Genomic DNA, 16,228 nt, shown 5'->3' with positions numbered 1-16,228 from the left:
CCCCTGGAGAAAGCTGAAGTCTTGCTGCAGCCCATCATGTCAATGGCCGACCAGAAGCCCGTCAGGTGCCTCAAGGCGCGCGCTCCTCCGCCTGTCAGGGGCGTAGTGATTAGCAGGCGATCGCTATGTTCGCTGCTGCTTGGCTTTGGTCTGGGCGAGTCGGTAGGACTCGGTGCCGGTCTCGATGATGGTGCCGTTGAAGGTGAGTCGGTCGACGATGGCCGCGCAAAGCCGCGGGTCGGTGAAGGTCTTGGTCCAGCCGCCGAACGACTCGTTGGAAGCGATGGCCACGCTGTTCTTTTCCTCCCTCTCGGTCAGAACCTGGAACAGCATCTCGGCGCCCCGCCGGTCAAGCTCGAGATGTCCCAGCTCATCAATGCAGAGAAGATCGACGCGCCCGTAGCGGGCGATCGTCTTGGACAGCTGCTTCTCGTCGGCAGCCTCGACGAGCTCGTTGACGAGCTTGGCGGCCAGGGCATAGCGGACGCGGCAGCCGACCATGGCGGCGGCCGTCCCGAGGCCGATCAGCAGGCGGGACTTGCCGGTGCCGGAGTCCCCGATCAGACAAAGCGGCTCGCCCTTCTTGACCCAGTCGCAGGTGGCGAGGTTGTTGACCACAGCTGGGACGACGTTGGGGTTGGCGCTGTAGTCGAAGTCGGAGAGCCACTTCTGGCGGGGAAAGCCGGCCGCCCGGATCCGTCGCTCCGAGCGTCGACGATCGCGGTCCTCGCACTCGGACATCAGCAACTCGGCCAGGAACCCCCGGTAGGAGAGCCGTTCGCGTTCGGCGCGGGCGACGAGGTCGGGGAACTGGGCTCGCATGGTGGGCAGCCGCAGGGCCCGGCAAGCTGTGTCGATCGCTGCGTCGGAGGCGGTCTCGGTCAGGTTGTTGGGCAAGCCGGTCATGGCGCGTCCTTCCTGGAGCGGTCCAGAAGCTGGTCCCAGCGGTCGAGAGAGGGCAGGGGACGCTGGTCGGCGGGGAGGCGAACGGCCCGGCGGGCGTTTAGGCTGACCACCTCGCTGGGCTCCGGCCCGGGCAAAGCCGGTGCAGGCCCTGTGACCGTCACGGTGGGGGAACGACTATCACTCTGAGCGGCCTTGCGGGCTTCGACGGCGACGATGTCGGCGGTGTGGGCGCCGACCGCAAGGGCGGATCGGATGCCGGCGATCACATCGCGGTGTTCAAGGTGGCGGTGCAGCAAGAGCACGTGGACGAGCTGCTTGGTGCCCTCGGTGGCGCCCTCGGCCTTCTTGGCCGCAGCCCAGAACGCTTCGTGGGCGGCGGTGAACGTGCCCTCGCGGCGGGCCTGGTCCAGGGCCTCGGAGCCGGCCATCGCGCCGGGCTTGGCCAGCAGGACTTCGAGAAAGTGGTCCAGGACGACCCGCTCGGCGCCCTTCGCCGTCAGGCGGGGGTGGCGGGCGATCTCGGTGAGGCCGTGGAAAACAACGAGGTCACTGGAGCGGAGCACGACTCGGACGGTGCGGCCGATGAACCGGGCCGGAACCGAGTAGCGGCAGACCCTCACCGCAATCATCCCGTAGCGGTCCACTCGCGGAGTGAACACGACGCCGGTCTCGAAGGAAACCTGCGGCAGCGGCATCAGCAGCACGGACTCGCGGGCGAAGTCCTGGCCGATCGTGCGGATCCGCATCCCGATCCGCCGGCCCGCCTCCGCCCGCTCGAACTCGGCGAAGGACGCGTTCAGCTCGTCCAGGGAGGCAACCCGGGGCACGGGCGTGAGGTAGTTGCGGCGGAAGTAGCCGACCTGACCCTCCACTCCACCCTTCTCATGGGCACCGCAAAGCCCCGGCTCGCAATAGAAAGGGGTCAGCCCGAAGTGCTGGCGAAACTCCCTCCACCTGGGGTGAACCTCCCGTGACCGGCTCTTGTGGATCACCCGCGAGACCGCTGGCGAGAGGTTGTCATAGCGGATCTGACCGCCCGGAACACCGCCCAGCGTGCGGAAAGCGTGAACGTGGCCGTCCAGGAACGCCTCCTGGCCGCACGATGTGGTGATGCGGTGCACCGCCTCACTCCAGGAAGCTGCCCACGAACAGCCGAGATGACCCAACGTAACGAAGCACTACTAGGTCATCAGTACGCCGACGATACCGAGTGCGACAAAAGGAGCGGTGATCAGGGCCGCCTTCTGTGCGGACCGACGGCGAGGTGACCCTCTCTCACTGATTATCAGCACACCGTTGGCCACAGCCATGGCGATCAGGGACACTGCGAGCAGCAGGTAGCTGGCGATCTTCATCTCTAGCATCCGTCCGAGAACATGCAGGCGACACTACCGACCCCGCCTGCGATACCGGTCGTGAGACTGATGCCCCCGAGCACTTGTGCTACGACGGCGCCCGTCGCCAGGGCGCCCCCCACCCCCGTTGCCACACTGATGACGCCCAGAGTGACCACGGTGATCTCGCCAGCAGAAGGTGCCAGGCCAGTCGGGTCGGTGTTGTTGACGGGGTCGCCGGCGGCGTAGAGGTAGGCGTTGGTTTCCTGGCCGGAGGGGTCGGGTTGGGTGAAGCGGCCGAGGGTGGGGTCGTAGTAGCGGTGACCCATCTTGTACAGGCCCGTCGGGTCCAGGTAGGCGCCGGCGTAGCGGTAGGGCTGGGGGACGGCCTCGGTCGGTGTCGTACGCGGGAGGCCGGTGGGGCCGTAGGCGTAGGTGTGGGTGCGCTTGCCGGTGCTGTCGGCGAGGCCGAGGACGTTGCCGGTGGCGTCGGTGAGGTAGTAGTAGGACTTTCCCCCCAGTCGTCATGGAGTTCAGCGTGCCCGCCGGTTCGCGGATGAATCCGGTGTCGACACCGTTGGTGGTCGTAGACGCGAGACCGAGTGCGGTGTGGTGGAACCACGTCGAACCCAGCTTCGTGCGCTCGGTATTGGTCGTGCCGGCGTGGACCAGGTCGTAGGTCTTGCCGCCTGTGGTGACGGTCGCCAGCTGGCTGTAGTCGGTCCAGGACTCGTTCGTGCGCGCCGTGCCGCCGGCGGCGGCGGTTTCGTTGCCGAGTTTGTCGTAGGACCAGCCGGTGGTGGAGCCGTTCCAGCGTCGAGGTGCCTGAGGTGGTCTTGATCCGCTGGGGGCGCCCGTTGCGGTGTACGACACGTTCGAGGAGACGGCCATCCGGCTCACCGTCCGCTACACACGTCTGTCCGACACCGCACCCTTCCCCAGCCGTAGCCGCCTGCACCTGGTGCACCACGGCGGTACAGCCGCACAAGGACGCGGGCCCGCGCTCTCTCCTCCCCCTCGGAAGGCCGCCGGGGCCCGCAGGTTGGCCGACACGGGGCGGCAAGGTACGTCGCACCAGAGGGAGCGGGCGCCGAAGCAAGCGATGCGAGTTGAAGACATCAGACGGGCCAACGACTAGAGGGCTGACCCCCTCTCGGCATCCGCGTCTTACAGCCCCCTCGGTACGGGGCTTGGCCGCCAGAATCGCGAGAAGGAGGGGGCACCCATCGGGCGCCCCCTCCGTGCAGATCTGCTCCCCCGGGACAGATCTGATGAGACGGCTCGGGACACCACGCGAAGTCGACGTACAGGAACCCGGCATGGTGCCCATTCGGCGCGCCCCGGGCCGACTGTCAGTGCCGTACGTCAGGATCCCCCTCATGGCCACCCTGGACGAACTGCCCCCGTACCGACGCGCACAGCTGGTGTGGCGCTGGGCGCACCAGGGCCTTGCATACGTGGAGGGCCTCGTCCGCAACGCCGAGAAGCAGCCCTGTCACCTGCCGTCCGCTCCCCCGGGGCCACCGGGCCAGACCCTCGCCGTGCCCGGTGACGACGGCCGGTTTCATCTCGAACAGGCGGGCCAGCTGTTGTGCGGCGAGACGGAGACCGCCGACGGCTGGAGCCACCACCAGCACTGTGGGTGGATCGAGCGGGAGCGCGGGCCGGAGGAATGGATGGGTGGCCGTCTCGACGACCCCGACGCGGTGACCTGGGGGTCCCTCGTCGTCGAGTGGACGGTACGCCCGACCGGCCCGGGCGTGGATCCCGGCATTGTCGAGCGGCCGGACCGCTGCCACGGCGGGAGGTATGAGCTGCTTCACCTGTGGCCGCCGCGCCCGGCCCGCACGGCCTCGGTCCGGCGTCTGCGCGCCGCGTTGGTCGCCGAGCTCGGTCCCGACTGTCACCTGTGCGGCCTGTATCCCGGGGCGATGGTCGACCATGACCATCAGACGGGCCAGGTGCGTGGTCTCTTGTGCGCCTTCTGCAACCGCGTGTTGGAGGAGTGCCCGCACCTCACCGACTGTCCCAGGGCCGACTACCTGCTCTCACCCCCGGCGGCCGGGCTGAACCTGCGCTACCCAGCCAGCCAGGAAGCCACCCGGCAGCGCAAGATCGAGCTGCTCGGGTTCGACCCTTTCGAAGGGCTCCACCCGGCCTTATTACAAACAATGATCAGTACGGAGAGACAGGGGAAGTGCATGTCGAACGGCATCTCCATCACCGGCCAGCTGGACCCGCACGAGTGGTCCAACGAGGACACGGCTGCCTACGAGGCCGCGATCGAGGCGGTCAACGGGGCAGTAGGCGCCTACAGCGCGCTCATCGCCGCCGAGAAGGCCAAGGACGCGCCGGAGCAGGGTGTCATCGACGACGCCCGCGCCGCGCGGTCCCGGCTGGCCCGCGAGCGCGAGGGCCTGCGCTCGACCGACCGCGAGCAGATCGCGGCCACCCGCGCCCGCTACGCACAGCTCGCCCGCGAGGTTCTGGCGGGAATCGCGTGAAAGACTCCGCCGAAGTCGAGCGATACCGCCTGCCGAAGGAGGAGAACGAGCGAATCTTCCGCGAGCGGATCGTGCCCGACCTGCTGCAGGGCCGCGCCTCGCAGGACACGCCCACGGTCGTCGTCCTCGTCGGCCAGCCCGGCGCGGGCAAGAGCCGGGTCTGGCCAGATAGACCAACGGGATGCCTCTACGCGCGTAGCGCTTGCAGTGCGGCCGGAGCTCACAACGTCACTGAGCGACCACCCGGCCTCTTACCACACCTCCCGCCGGGCACAGCGGCCGCGATACCGGCCAAAGACTTCTTCAGGTGGGCCCAGACACCTTCGACGGGGTTGAGGTCCGGCGCGTAGGGCGGCAGCTTGATGATGGTGAGCCAGTCACTGTTGCGGTCGCAGAAGTCCCGCAATGCCTTGGCGTGGTGGGTGCTGGCGTTGTCCCACACCACGATCAGCGGGGCGCCGCCGGGCGGAGGTCAGCAGGTCCGCGAACTCGCGGGCCCGGAAGCCCTTCTTCTCGCCGGTACGGCCACGGTATGTCTGGGTCCGGTAGATCAGCCTGGTTCCGCGGCCCGGTCTGATGCAGATCATCCCAGCCATCAGGACCCGGCCGAGCCTTTCCCGGTTACCTTGATCAGCGGCGTTCGCCCGCGCGGTGACCAGGTTCGCCCCTTGCCGGGCTTCAGGTCCTGGCCGGCCTCGTCCTCGAAGGCTCCATGCGCCCAGGAGCTGAGCCATCCTCTTACCCGTGACCACTGCTCCGTCCGCCACCGTTTTACGGCCTGCTCGTCGCGCTCGACAGCCCGGTGGGCGGGGACCTGCGGTGACCAGCCCAGCCGGTGCAGCAGGTAGGAGACCCCGCGTGGGGTGTACCGGTAGCCGAACAGATGATGGATCAGCTCTGCGACCCTTGTCAGAGTCCACCGCTGGCCCTCGCACCAGCCGTGTGCGGCCGGGCCGGCCTCCAACTCGGCCTGCAGACGCTCGGTCTGGTCATCGCTGAGCTGGCACGGAAAACCACCAGGCCCCTTCGAGGCCAGGGCTGATCTGCCACCGTCCCGCCAGGCCGCGTACCAGGCGTAGGCCGACTTCCGCGACACCCGTAACCGGCGGGCCACCTCCGGCGGCCGCACCCCCTGCTCGAACATCTCAGCGGCCTCGAAACGCACAGCTTCACGCTTCGCCCGCCCCACAGCGGGCAAGCCGCCACCATCCACGTATCTCATGACGAGGAAGTAGCACCACCAACGCCCGCTGTCACCCAACCTCAGCGTCAGACACGTGGGAAGCCCCGCCGGATACAGGCGGAGCTTCCCCGAACACCTCGGCCCCCGTCCTACCTGGCGAGCCAAGCCAGCGTGTCCTCGTTTTCAAGGGCTGTTCGGTACGGCTTCCCTACGTTCAGACAGGCAACATCCCGGAGGGACTGCACACGATGCGGGTGGGGCAGCACGGCAGTCCCGATGCTGGACTGCCACACCGTGCCTTGCACGAAGACCGATCCGTCTAGAGCGGACATGACGAACGCGGGAGAGCCATATCGACTCCCCGTGACGCCGGCCGCACAGCCCGCACCCATTATGTCCCAGTCGTCCAGCAGTTCAACGAGAGCCCAGACGCCCTCGACATCTGTATCGTCGACCGCATCGGGGCACGGAACGCTGACGGAGAGCAGGAACCGACGATCGGCGGTGAGCAACCCGGATTCCGTTGCCAATTCGAACCAGTCGGCATTCGCCTTCTGAACCCGAGCAGGGTCGTCAAACGCGACCGTCCGATCCCGTCGGCCTTCCTCAGGGCCGCATGACGTGACCATTCCTGCGACATACGGAGGGATTCCCGTCCCGTGCATGAATCCCAAAAAATTCAGACCACAGTCCTTCATTTTCTGAGCGAGAATCTCGGCATCCACAAGGCTTCCCCCTCACGCCTCAGCTACACCCTGGAATGTTCATGAGCTTGCCGTAGAAATGCCCCGCACCCTTTACGTTCCCCTTCGGACCCACCCATTTGTACTGGCCATCCTTTTCGAGGATGCGGTAGTCGTTATTATTTGGATCCGGCGCATAGATCTTGGCACCCACCCACCAGGCATTCCTCTTGTTCTTCTCGTAGTTGTTGTAGAAGTCCAATTTGCCGTCAGGATTTCTACGCTGCTGCAGCGTTCCGTCCTGTATCTGCTGCAGTCCACGCTGGATGATTTTTGGCGCTACCGGATCGCCGCCGGCATTGTGAACGAGTACCGGCGTGTCGACCGCCAGCACATAGTACGTGTGCTACGCAGCACCGCTCTACCTGCTTCTTCGCTGGTCAGCGCGGGTTTTGCGTTCCGCTGGCGTCCGTGGTTGTGCGTGGAAATCCGTGGCTGTTGCCGTCGCTACTGCCGTCAGGGGTCAGGTGGCTGGCGCTGGCGCGACTTCCCGCTCCGCCGGTCACTGCCGGGTGTATCGGGCCACGGTGTATGCGGTTGAGCCGGTGAGCCCTTCCCCTGTGCCGTCGAGCATGTCCAGGACCTTGAAGCCGGCGCCCTCCACGTAGCGCTCCAGCTCGCGGGGGAACAACACACGTCTGCGGATCTCGTCTCGGGCCTCGGCACCTGAGGGGAGCGCCCAGTGCCGGTGCATGGTGTTGATCTGGGTCCGCAGGTCCCACTCGTGCCGGATGGTGACGGTAGCGCGTCCCCTCGGGGTGTCCACCGTGGCGGTGGTCGGCTCGGTCCGGGTGATCGGGGCGATTGGGGAGCACAGCACGAGCAGTGTGCCGGGCTGGGCGTGGGCCACGAAGGTGGCGAAGACCTGGTCGATCTCGTTGTTGTCGTGCACGTAGGCGAGGCTGTTGCCCATGCAGGTCACGACGTCCATGCGCTGGCCTAGTCGTACGGTGCGCATGTCGCCGGTACGGATGTCCAGTTCCGGCCGGGCCTGGTGGGCGTGGTCGACCATGCCGGGCTGCAGGTCCACGCCGATGCACTCGAAGTGCTTGGCCAGGATTTCCAGGTCCCGGCCGGTGCCACATCCGAAGTCGATCAGGGTCCGGGCGTCCGGGCGGTGCAGTTCGATCAGGGTCTGGCACATTCCGGCGCTCGTACTGTCGGACTGGACCACGTCGTAGAGTGCAGGATCGCGGTACAGGATGTTGGTGGCTTCCACGTGCTCGGCTTCCGTGTCGGGGCTGGTCACATGAGGCTTCGCAGTCCGATCTCCAGGGCGAGCACGTCGCATAGCAGATCAGGAACGACCGGGGCAGCTTCGGCATCCCTCCGTGCCTCGGCGAGCGCCTTGCCGTCAACGTAGCCGAGATCCACCAGGATGGACTCCTCCAGCATGTCGTCCAGTACGGGCAGACCGTAGGACCGCAGGCCCTTCTCCAGGGCGGCCAGGAAGTTCTCCGGTTCGGCCGGCGCGGCTACCCACTCGGGCAGCCCGGCCCGTCTGATCCGCTCGCGGAACAGCGCCTTGCCGCGCTTGTGCTCGCGCGGCAGCTGCTCCATGAACCGCACGATCCGCGGGTGCACGAGCGGGCTCACCGGCCAGATTCCGGCCCGGAGGAATCCAGGGTTGTGCATCCCGAACGCCATCAGGGTCGGTACGGGCAGTACCGGGATAGGCGCCAGGTGCTCGTTCACCTCGGTGAGCGCTCGGGCTGCCTTGACTCCGAGCCACGGTACGGGTTCGGGCATCGGCAGTTCGGCCCGCGTCCTGGAGTGGTGGGCGTTGATCTCGTCACCGCCGCTGCCTGTGAACATGATTTCGCACCGCCGGGCGGCTGCCTGCCCGCGAACGACGTCGAAGGCCTCCTGATAGAAGGCTCCCGCCGGATCGTGCGGCTTGCACAGATCGCGCACGCCTCCAGCGCAGAAGGGTGGGTGCCGCATGGCGGGGGTGGCCGTGTCCCAGAAGCCGCAGTGCTCCACAAGGGCCCGACGCCGCTCGCTCTGTTGCCTTCCGGTGCTTCCTCCCACCAGCAGGCCAAAGCTGTACACCTCGGGGAAGCGGGCCCCCTTGATGGCCAGGGCGACGTTCCCGGAGTCCGCGCCGCCGGACAGCTCGACGCCCACGCATCCGGTTGCCGTCGGCGCCTGGCGGATCACGTCGGTCAGCAACTCGTCCAGAGCGGCGAGTGGAGCAACGCCTGGACGCAGCGTACGTGGCTCAAGTACGTGTTCGGCGGGGTCGGGGTAGTGGATGCTGAGTCCCGAAGGGGTAAACGTGGCCGCTGCCCGTTCGGTGAGGCGGTAGACGCCTTCGAAGAGCGTCTCGGACGTGTAGCGGTGCTGCCTCGTCAGCGTTCGGGCGACAACGCGCGGCACCAGGCGATCGGCCTGCAGATACGGTCGCAGTAGTGTCAGGTCCCACGAGGCGTGCAGTTCCTCGGCCTTCTCTGTCAGATAGAGCGGGGCAGTGCCGAAGACACCCGCCGACAGACGGGCTTGTCCCGGCTCCATGGTGAGTTCGACGAAGTCGGCCTCGTCCCGCTTGCACTCCTTCACCCGGACCCGTACGCGCGGCGCTTGGTCGTCGTTGACCTCCATGACCAGAGTGGACACGTTCGCGGGCTCGATCCAGCTCTCGCCGTTGATCCAACGGCCGCCCTGCGATCTCCACTTGGGCTCCTGGAGATCATCCAGGCGCAGACGCATCGACAGCATGTCGTCCCTTTCCGATGTCGTGCGGCGGGGCGGGGCCGCGTACGGCCCCGCCCCGCCTGGCGTCAGCCCTGGATCACTTGCTGCAGTGGTCGCCGTTGTTGTCGCCGCCGCCCGGCATCTTGTCGAGCAGCGCGGCTTCGACGGCCGGGACGCCGGTGATCAGGTCGCCGGTGAACAGCTCGTCCACGTTCATCGTTTTCTCCCTTACGGTTTTCAGTGGACTCCGCGGCGGATGCTGCGGAGTTGGACCCGTCCGGCTGCCCGACCCTTGCGAAGAAGGCAGCCGGACGCGGTGCCCACCGCTTCCGACGGCGGGCCCTCCCTCATCACAGGTGGGGAGCCTGGATGCGTAACGGGGAGGAGTCAGGCGGGTGTGGATGCGGCGGCGACGCCCAGAACGAAGCCGACCGATCCCGAGATGGTGATGATCAGAAGTGGTCCGGCGTAGCGGCCGACGGCTGCGGCTAACCGGTTCACAGCCGCTCTCCGCGGCTGCGCTGGTTGGCCTCGCGTACTGCGACGCTAAGCTTCTCCGCGCCGTACTCGGGCGTGGCACTCCCGTGCCGCGGGCAGAGACACGGCGAGAACCGGTTCGAACCCGGCGGCAGGTCCGCGCCCTCGTAGGTGTCGATCCTCAACACCCCGTCCATGCCCCGCTCCTCGGTCATCCGGGCCAGACGGGCCCGTGCTTCGCTTCTCATCCCTCAGCCCTTCCGACGACGGCTGCGGCGAGGACTCGCCGTTGCCTGCTGCCTCTACGCAACCGCACGACCACGCTCAGCGGTACGGTTGCCGCAGCGCCAGGACTTGAAAGCCTTGAAAGTTCGCAAGGTCACGGGGAGTTGAGGGCATGGCCAAGCGTGAACCGAACGGGGCGCTCGGGCGCCTGCTCACCGAGAGCCGCTGGACTCACCGCCAGTTCGCGCGGGCGGTGAACCGCGTCGGTACCGAGACCGGAATCCCCCTGCGCTATGACGAGTCGGCGGTGAGTCACTGGCTCGGGGGCACCGTCCCTCGCGGCGCGGTGCGCGGATGCATCCTCGAAGCTCTCTCCCGCCGCCTTGGCCGACCCGTCACCCATGCCGAGGCCGGGCTGCCGGTTCCACGCGATCGCTCCTCCGCGGCTGCGGATACCGTGGAGGGGGTGATCGACCTGGGGAGGCTGGATATGGACCCGTCCCGCCGCAGTGTCCTGGGTGCCGGCCTGTTCTCCGTGGCCGTCACCATTCCCGGCTGGCCTGATGTGGTTGGGCGTGCCGATGCCATTCGGTCCGGCCGCACGAGTCGCATCGGCATGAACGAAGTGGACATGGTCGTTGCCATGACCGAGCGTGTCTCGGAGCTGGACGATGAGTTCGGCGGCCGTCACGCACGCCCTATGGCGGCCTCGTTCATGGTCAACACTGTGGCCTCGTACCTGCGCGCTGACGCGCCTGAGGATGTACGCAAGGCGATCCTGTCCGCCGCCTCGGACCTGCTCTACTTGACCGGCTACATGGCCGTGGACGAAGGTCTGCACGGTCTCGCGCAGCGCTACTACGTCAAGGCCCTGGAGCTGGCAGGCGCTGCCGAGGACCACCTGACGTACTGCACCACCCTGCGGGGCATGAGTGTCCAGGCGGTCGACCTCCGCCACGGGGCGAAGGCTATGGAGTTGGCCGATGCCGCTGCCGCGGCTTCCCCGAAAGCCGGCCCTCGGATGCTGGCCTTCCTCGTCGGCCAGCAGGCACACGCCGCCGCACAGACCGGCGACCGTGCGGGCGCGCTGCGCTACATCCGGGAGGCCGAGGCGGCCATGGACCGTGCCGAGTCACGCGGCAAGGCGTTCGGCTCGTACGACCCCTCTTCGCTCAACTACCACGTAAGCCAGGTGCGTTACGAACTCGGTGACAAGGCCGGAGCCGTCGAAGCAATGCAACAAGCAGACCGGCTCCGCCCCAGCGCGTACCAGCGCACACGAGTACACCGTCGCGGACTGCTGGCCGAGAGGCAGCTGGAACTCGGCCACCTGGAAGCGGCCTGCGTCACCTGGCACCAGGCCCTCGACGACTACCCCAAGGTGCAGTCCGGCCGCGCCGACGAGCGCGTGAAGGCGATGTTCGGTCTCTTGCGCCCTCATCTGAAGAACGCAACGGCGCTCGACCTGTACGACCGAGCACGGACGATCGCACCACCGTCGCTGGTCACCTGATCCCCGTCGCTCCTTCAAGCTCAGCCACAGAAAGTCAGCCACGACAGCGGGTGCGCCGACAGATCACCCGCCACGTGTGCTTCCAGCAACCCCGCACCGGCCTCAACCACGCCTCTTCCTTCCATCACAGCATCCGCCCCGCTCCCGCCTGGCCGCTCGGCAGCGGGATGGGCTGCTCCTCGGCCACGCCCACATCGGCGTCACCGCCTCGGTCTACGCCCACGTCCGTCTCCGCCTCCAGCAAGACGCCGTCAATGGCTTTGGCATCGTCCGGGAACCACGCGGCACGCATCGGGGCAGGGGGAGTGGGCGGCAACGAACCACCAGATGCGGCAGTCTTTGTATGCTGACGTTGCCGTCAAGGACTGCCGTCACCCCATGCTGAAGCCCCGCCAGGCGTCGCCTGACGAGGCTTCATATTTGCTGGCGCATACCTTGATGGCGCTTCTTGAATCTCCCCACTTGCTACTCACGGGTGGGGCAAACCTGCTCTGTTGATCTCCCCACCCATCGTGTGATCTTGCCCGGTGTGTCGTCGTATCTGACGGTTAGTTCGGAAAGCCTGCGTGCGCAAGTTCGGCCTGTCCGGGGGCCTGGATGCTCACGCGGGAGGAAGACGTGGATGCTCATGCACTGCGTCGGCAGGGATGGACGATCTCGGCGATCGCCCGGCATCTGGGCCGGGACCGCAAGACGATCCGGGCCTATCTGAACGGTGAACGGACCGCCGGCCAGCGGCGTCAGCCGCCTGATGCGTTCGTGCCGTTCCTTCCGTACTGCCGCCAGCGCCTTGCTGACGACCCGCACCTGTGGGCGTCCACGCTGTTCGACGAGGTGGTGGGGCTCGGCTATCAGGGTGCGTACTCGACGTTCACCCGCGCCCTTCGCCGCTATCGCGTCCGGCCGCACTGCGAGCCCTGTCATACCTCGACCGGCCGCAACGTCGCGGTGATCGCGCATCCGCCGGGTGAGGAGATCCAGTTCGACTGGCTGGAGCTGCCCGATCCGCCCGACGGGTGGGGGTCGGGTGAGCACGCGCATCTGCTGGTCGGGGCCCTCGCGCACTCGGGCCGATGGAGGGCGGTGCTGGCGGAATCGGAGGACTTCCCCCACCTGGTCCAGGCCCTGGACGATGTCGTGCGCAAGCTGGGCGGAACCGCCTGCCGGTGGCGCTTCGACCGGATGGCCACCGTCTGCTACCCCTCAAGCGGCCAGGTCACTGCAGCGTTCGCCGCCGTCGCCAAGTACTACGGGGTCGGGGTGGACATCTGCCCACCTCGCCGCGGCAACCGCAAGGGAGTGGTTGAGAAGGCCAACCACTCGGCCGCGCAACGCTGGTGGCGCACGGTTCCCGACGGGCTCACGGTCGTGCAGGCCCAGTCCGGGGTCGACAAGCTCTCGGTCCGGATGGACGACCGGCGCCGGCGGATCGACGGAGCGGTCACCACCGTCGGCGAGCTCGCCGCGGCCGAGCCCTTGCTCGACATCCCGGTGCGGCCGTTCCCGGCCGAGCTGGAGGTCGAGCGGACCGTCAGCCCGCAGAGCCTGGTCGCCTTCGACGGCAACTTCTACTCCGTCCCGCCCGGCTTGCCCGGCGTCACGGTCAAGGTCCTGCACCGGCTCGGCGAGGACGACCTGCGGATCGTCACCGCCGGCCGGGCCGTCGTCGCCTGTCACCGCCGGGCCCCGCGAGGTGCCGGGCAGACCGTCCGGGACGACGGACATGTCATCGCGCTGGAGCGGGCGGTGCTGTCCTCGTTCTCCGACCGGGCTCCCTGCAAGAGCAAGATCCGCAAACCGCCGTCAGCCGCAGCCCTGGCTGAAGCCGAGCGGCTGCGCGAAGGGCCGACCGCCGGCAGTTCCGCCGAACGGGTCGTGATCGACCTGACCCACTATGCCGCCGTGGCCGACCGGCTGCGGAGTGTCCCCTCACCGAAGCAGGAGGAGAGTCCGGAGTGAGTACGTCACCGATGCAGGTGAGCGAAGCCCGCCGATTCCAGCAGCTCAGAGGCCACCTGTCCTACCTCAAACTCAACGACGCAGCTGAGGCATTGAACCGGGTCCTGGACCAGGCCCGCACCGAGCGGATGTCACTGACCGCAGCCCTGGAACGGCTCCTGGAGATCGAGGTCGAAGCCACCGAAGCCCGCAAGCTCGCCGCCCGGGAACGGTTCGCCTGCCTGCCCGAGCCCTGGACCCTGGCCGACTTCGACTTCGCCGCCCAACCCGGCGTCGACGAGAAGCTGATCCGCGACCTGGCCACCCTCCGCTTCCTCGACGACGCCTTCAACGTACTGTTCGTCGGCCCTCCCGGAGTGGGCAAGACCATGCTGTCCGTCGCCCTCGGACGAGCGGCCGTCGACGCCGGCCACCGCGTCTACTTCACAACCGCCGCCGAACTCGCAGCCAAGTGCCACAAGGCTGCCCTCGAAGGCCGCTGGAAGACCTGCATGCGCTTCTTCGCAGGTCCAAAGCTTTTGATCATCGACGAGCTCGGCTACCTGCCGTTGCCCGAGGACGGCGCCTCGGCCCTGTTCCAGGTGATCAACCAGAGGTATCTCAAGTCCAGCACGATCCTCACGACCAACGTCGGGATCGCCGACTGGGCCGGAGCCTTCGGCGACGCCACCGTCGCCGCCGCCATGCTCGACCGGCTCCTGCACCGAGCTGCCGTCGCAGGCATCGACGGACCCTCCTACCGGCTTCGCGGCCACCAGAACCAGGCCGACGCCATGCGCAAGGGAGTCAACGCACGTGTCTCCTGACCCCACCCACAACGACGAACAGCTCACCCCCAGACCGATCAACTGCCCAGTCTGCGCAGGCGAGTTCATGCCGAGCCCGGGACAGATCTACTGCTCTCCCCGCTGCAAGAGCGCCGCCCACCGACGCGCTCCCGCCAGCCTGGCCGCACACACGTGCCCGGTCTGCGACGGCATCTTCACCGCCAACCCCCGACTCCGCCAGATCTACTGCTCGCCCGAATGCCGTCGCGAGTCAGAAAGGCAACGCAACCGGACCCGCGACGAAGAACGAGCACGCCGGCTCGGCGAACATCCCCGAGCCCTTCCGCCCGCTCCGCAGCCGACAGCCCCCGGGACCATCGACCCTCTGGCACCGACGGCAGTCCGGAACTGTCCTCACTGCGACCAGCCCGTCACGATCGTCGCCCTGCTCGCCACCCAGGAAGCCGCCCGCCCCACGATCACCAACCGCGTCACCGACATCGTCCCGCTCAGACGCCTCCAGTGAGCTTCGGCTGACCGTCACCGATCTGCGGGCCCGCCGACCTGACGGTCGGCGGGCCCGCAACACTCACGTTACCGAGCGCAGTTGGTCCAGTTCGCTGCTGATCGCATCCCGCAGCGCGTCGTGCTGCGGACCGAGCATGAACTGGTCGTCACTCCACCGTTCACGCGGATAGAGCCACACTGGCTTGCCCACCACATCGGCCGGCTCCCAATCGAACCGCGGCCAGACATGCGCATGCAAAAACGGGTCCGTATTCCCCAGGATCTCCAGATTGACCCGGCGGAAAGCCGGGTCCAGCCGCCGACAGGCACGCTCGACCGCTTCGCCGAGCTGGTCCATGTCAGACAGGAACGACAGCCGCTTCGCCCTCGGCAGGTCCGACAGCCGCTGCACATCCGGCTCGTCCACAAGCAGAACCGAGTAGCCAGGCAGGAACTGAACGTCCCCGATCACCGCGAACCCCGACGTCAGCCGCTGCAGGACGGTCGGGTTCTCGCCCCTCAGCGCAGTCCCGATCCGGTCCATCCGCCAGTCACCAGTCATGGCCAAAACCTACATTCTGGCGATCAAGGACCGCTCTTCGATCCCCATCCTCCCCACTCAGTTCAAAGACCAAGCAAGTGGGGTGAGGAGCGGCCCCGGCCGTTTTCAAAGATCCCCATCAACCTTGCCCCGGGAACCGTGCGAGCGCACGATTCAGCAGAGCCTCCCATCAAGATGCCCTCTACGAGACGGGAAGTCGCCACCGGGCGTAGTCACGTGAGATGGCAATCGACCAGACGTCTCCTGCGTTCAAGTCGCCAACCGGGCCATTCGACCCAGAAACGACATGAACGATGGCGGACGACTCCTCCGCAGTAAATCTCGAATACCAATCCCGAGACTGATCCTCAATGGATGCCAAGTGAACTCCTTCGCGAGCTATCAAGCCAGACAAAGAGTCCAGAGAAACTCGATTTTCGAATTCTCCATAGAGACCCTCGATGGCACCCGGGATCACTGGGTCGGGAGTTGAATTGAGCCGGTGCACTTGAATGCTAATTTCAGTACACAGCCACTCCCCGGAGAGCCTCAGGAACGAGAGCTCAACAAGCCCGTAGTCACGGCGCATCCTGCCCTTCCTGACGTCTTGCAGGTAGTCGGCACCGAGCGCCTCGTCCCAATCCGCGGGGCGGGAATCAACCCCTACGCCGCAGACCAAACCTTGCTCCAGGACATCGGCGCAGAACCGGAGAGCGCTCATCCCATCTTCTCCAAGTTCTTGATGATGAAGTGCATTTCAGCCGCGCGATTCTGCTGCATCCCGTACGCCCCGGCGTTCATGTCTTCTCTCACTCTGGTGGCCTTCTGGATGATGTCGGCCCGGAGGCTGGGGTTGGAGTGGATTTCGTCGAGAA

16 protein-coding genes and 1 pseudogene are annotated in these 16,228 nt (G+C 67.0%); 5 read left to right on the top strand and 12 right to left on the bottom strand.

All coding sequences use genetic code 11. The annotated features are described in order from the left end of the window. Positions 1–123: 123 nt before the first annotated feature. From istB (IE172_RS30670) to IE172_RS35535, 4 genes are read right to left on the bottom strand one after another with little or no spacing between them, the layout of a single operon-like run. Positions 124–906: an IS21-like element helper ATPase IstB gene (gene istB, locus IE172_RS30670; protein WP_190100587.1), complete on the bottom strand. Its 783-nt coding sequence runs from the start codon at positions 904–906 to the stop codon at positions 124–126. Continuing rightward, a complete protein-coding gene (locus tag IE172_RS30665; protein ID WP_190100586.1) occupies positions 903–2,027 on the bottom strand; it encodes a Mu transposase domain-containing protein in 1,125 nt (374 codons plus the stop codon). The genes istB (IE172_RS30670) and IE172_RS30665 overlap by 4 nt, the downstream gene beginning before the upstream one ends. Before the next feature lie 60 nt (positions 2,028–2,087). Further along, positions 2,088–2,261 (bottom strand): hypothetical protein, encoded by a 174-nt coding sequence (locus tag IE172_RS30660; RefSeq protein WP_229886613.1) that lies wholly within the window; start codon positions 2,259–2,261, stop codon positions 2,088–2,090. Between the two features lie 2 nt (positions 2,262–2,263). After that, positions 2,264–2,761, bottom strand: a complete 498-nt coding sequence (locus IE172_RS35535) for an RHS repeat-associated core domain-containing protein (RefSeq protein WP_498067194.1) — start codon at positions 2,759–2,761, stop codon at positions 2,264–2,266. Between the two features lie 858 nt (positions 2,762–3,619). Between IE172_RS35535 and IE172_RS34940 the strand changes: the two genes are divergently transcribed. Further along, positions 3,620–4,744, top strand: a complete 1,125-nt coding sequence (locus IE172_RS34940) for an endonuclease domain-containing protein (protein WP_229886611.1) — start codon at positions 3,620–3,622, stop codon at positions 4,742–4,744. Positions 4,745–4,964: 220 nt separating this feature from the next. Here the strand turns inward: IE172_RS34940 and IE172_RS30640 are convergent, their stop codons facing one another. From IE172_RS30640 to IE172_RS30610, 7 genes are all read right to left on the bottom strand, one after another. Continuing rightward, positions 4,965–5,186, bottom strand: a complete 222-nt coding sequence (locus tag IE172_RS30640) for a transposase (RefSeq protein ID WP_190100584.1) — start codon at positions 5,184–5,186, stop codon at positions 4,965–4,967. Positions 5,187–5,339: 153 nt separating this feature from the next. Further along, complete coding sequence (locus tag IE172_RS30635; RefSeq protein ID WP_229886609.1) at positions 5,340–5,909, bottom strand: winged helix-turn-helix domain-containing protein; 570 nt, start codon at positions 5,907–5,909, stop codon at positions 5,340–5,342. Between the two features lie 167 nt (positions 5,910–6,076). Continuing rightward, complete coding sequence (locus IE172_RS30630; protein ID WP_190100583.1) at positions 6,077–6,652, bottom strand: hypothetical protein; 576 nt, start codon at positions 6,650–6,652, stop codon at positions 6,077–6,079. Positions 6,653–6,671: 19 nt separating this feature from the next. Then, on the bottom strand, positions 6,672–7,004 hold the full coding sequence (locus tag IE172_RS30625; RefSeq protein ID WP_190100582.1) for a hypothetical protein: 333 nt from the start codon (positions 7,002–7,004) through the stop codon (positions 6,672–6,674). 168 nt (positions 7,005–7,172) lie between these two features. Beyond that, positions 7,173–7,919 (bottom strand): class I SAM-dependent methyltransferase, encoded by a 747-nt coding sequence (locus IE172_RS30620; RefSeq protein WP_190100581.1) that lies wholly within the window; start codon positions 7,917–7,919, stop codon positions 7,173–7,175. Continuing rightward, complete coding sequence (locus IE172_RS30615) at positions 7,916–9,388, bottom strand: asparagine synthetase B family protein (RefSeq protein ID WP_190100580.1); 1,473 nt, start codon at positions 9,386–9,388, stop codon at positions 7,916–7,918. Before IE172_RS30615 ends, IE172_RS30620 begins: the two co-directional genes overlap by 4 nt. 473 nt (positions 9,389–9,861) lie before the next feature. Next, positions 9,862–10,089 (bottom strand): hypothetical protein, encoded by a 228-nt coding sequence (locus tag IE172_RS30610; RefSeq protein WP_229886607.1) that lies wholly within the window; start codon positions 10,087–10,089, stop codon positions 9,862–9,864. A gap of 149 nt (positions 10,090–10,238) precedes the next feature. On the opposite strand from IE172_RS30610, the gene IE172_RS30605 reads away from it, so the two are divergent. The 4 genes and pseudogenes from IE172_RS30605 (at position 10,239) to istB (IE172_RS30595) (ending at position 14,344) form a co-directional block, all read left to right on the top strand. After that, complete coding sequence (locus IE172_RS30605; protein ID WP_229886605.1) at positions 10,239–11,579, top strand: tetratricopeptide repeat protein; 1,341 nt, start codon at positions 10,239–10,241, stop codon at positions 11,577–11,579. A gap of 175 nt (positions 11,580–11,754) precedes the next feature. Next, positions 11,755–11,964 (top strand): annotated as a pseudogene (locus IE172_RS35590) (hypothetical protein); the annotation flags it as partial. 233 nt (positions 11,965–12,197) lie between these two features. Continuing rightward, complete coding sequence (locus IE172_RS30600) at positions 12,198–13,538, top strand: Mu transposase domain-containing protein (RefSeq protein ID WP_229886603.1); 1,341 nt, start codon at positions 12,198–12,200, stop codon at positions 13,536–13,538. Then, positions 13,535–14,344 carry an IS21-like element helper ATPase IstB gene (gene istB, locus IE172_RS30595; RefSeq protein WP_229886601.1) on the top strand — a complete coding sequence of 270 codons (810 nt, stop codon included), beginning with the start codon at positions 13,535–13,537 and terminating at the stop codon, positions 14,342–14,344. Before IE172_RS30600 ends, istB (IE172_RS30595) begins: the two co-directional genes overlap by 4 nt. A 550-nt stretch (positions 14,345–14,894) precedes the next feature. On the opposite strand, the gene IE172_RS30590 is transcribed toward istB (IE172_RS30595), so the two are convergent. Continuing rightward, positions 14,895–15,374: an HIT family protein gene (locus tag IE172_RS30590; protein WP_190100578.1), complete on the bottom strand. Its 480-nt coding sequence runs from the start codon at positions 15,372–15,374 to the stop codon at positions 14,895–14,897. Positions 15,375–16,228 lie beyond the last annotated feature (854 nt).

Source organism: Streptomyces griseoflavus, from assembly GCF_014649995.1.
Taxonomy (GTDB): domain Bacteria; phylum Actinomycetota; class Actinomycetes; order Streptomycetales; family Streptomycetaceae; genus Streptomyces; species Streptomyces griseoflavus.
Note: the sequence above shows the minus strand (reverse complement) of the source record. Positions and strands in the feature narration are given on the sequence as shown.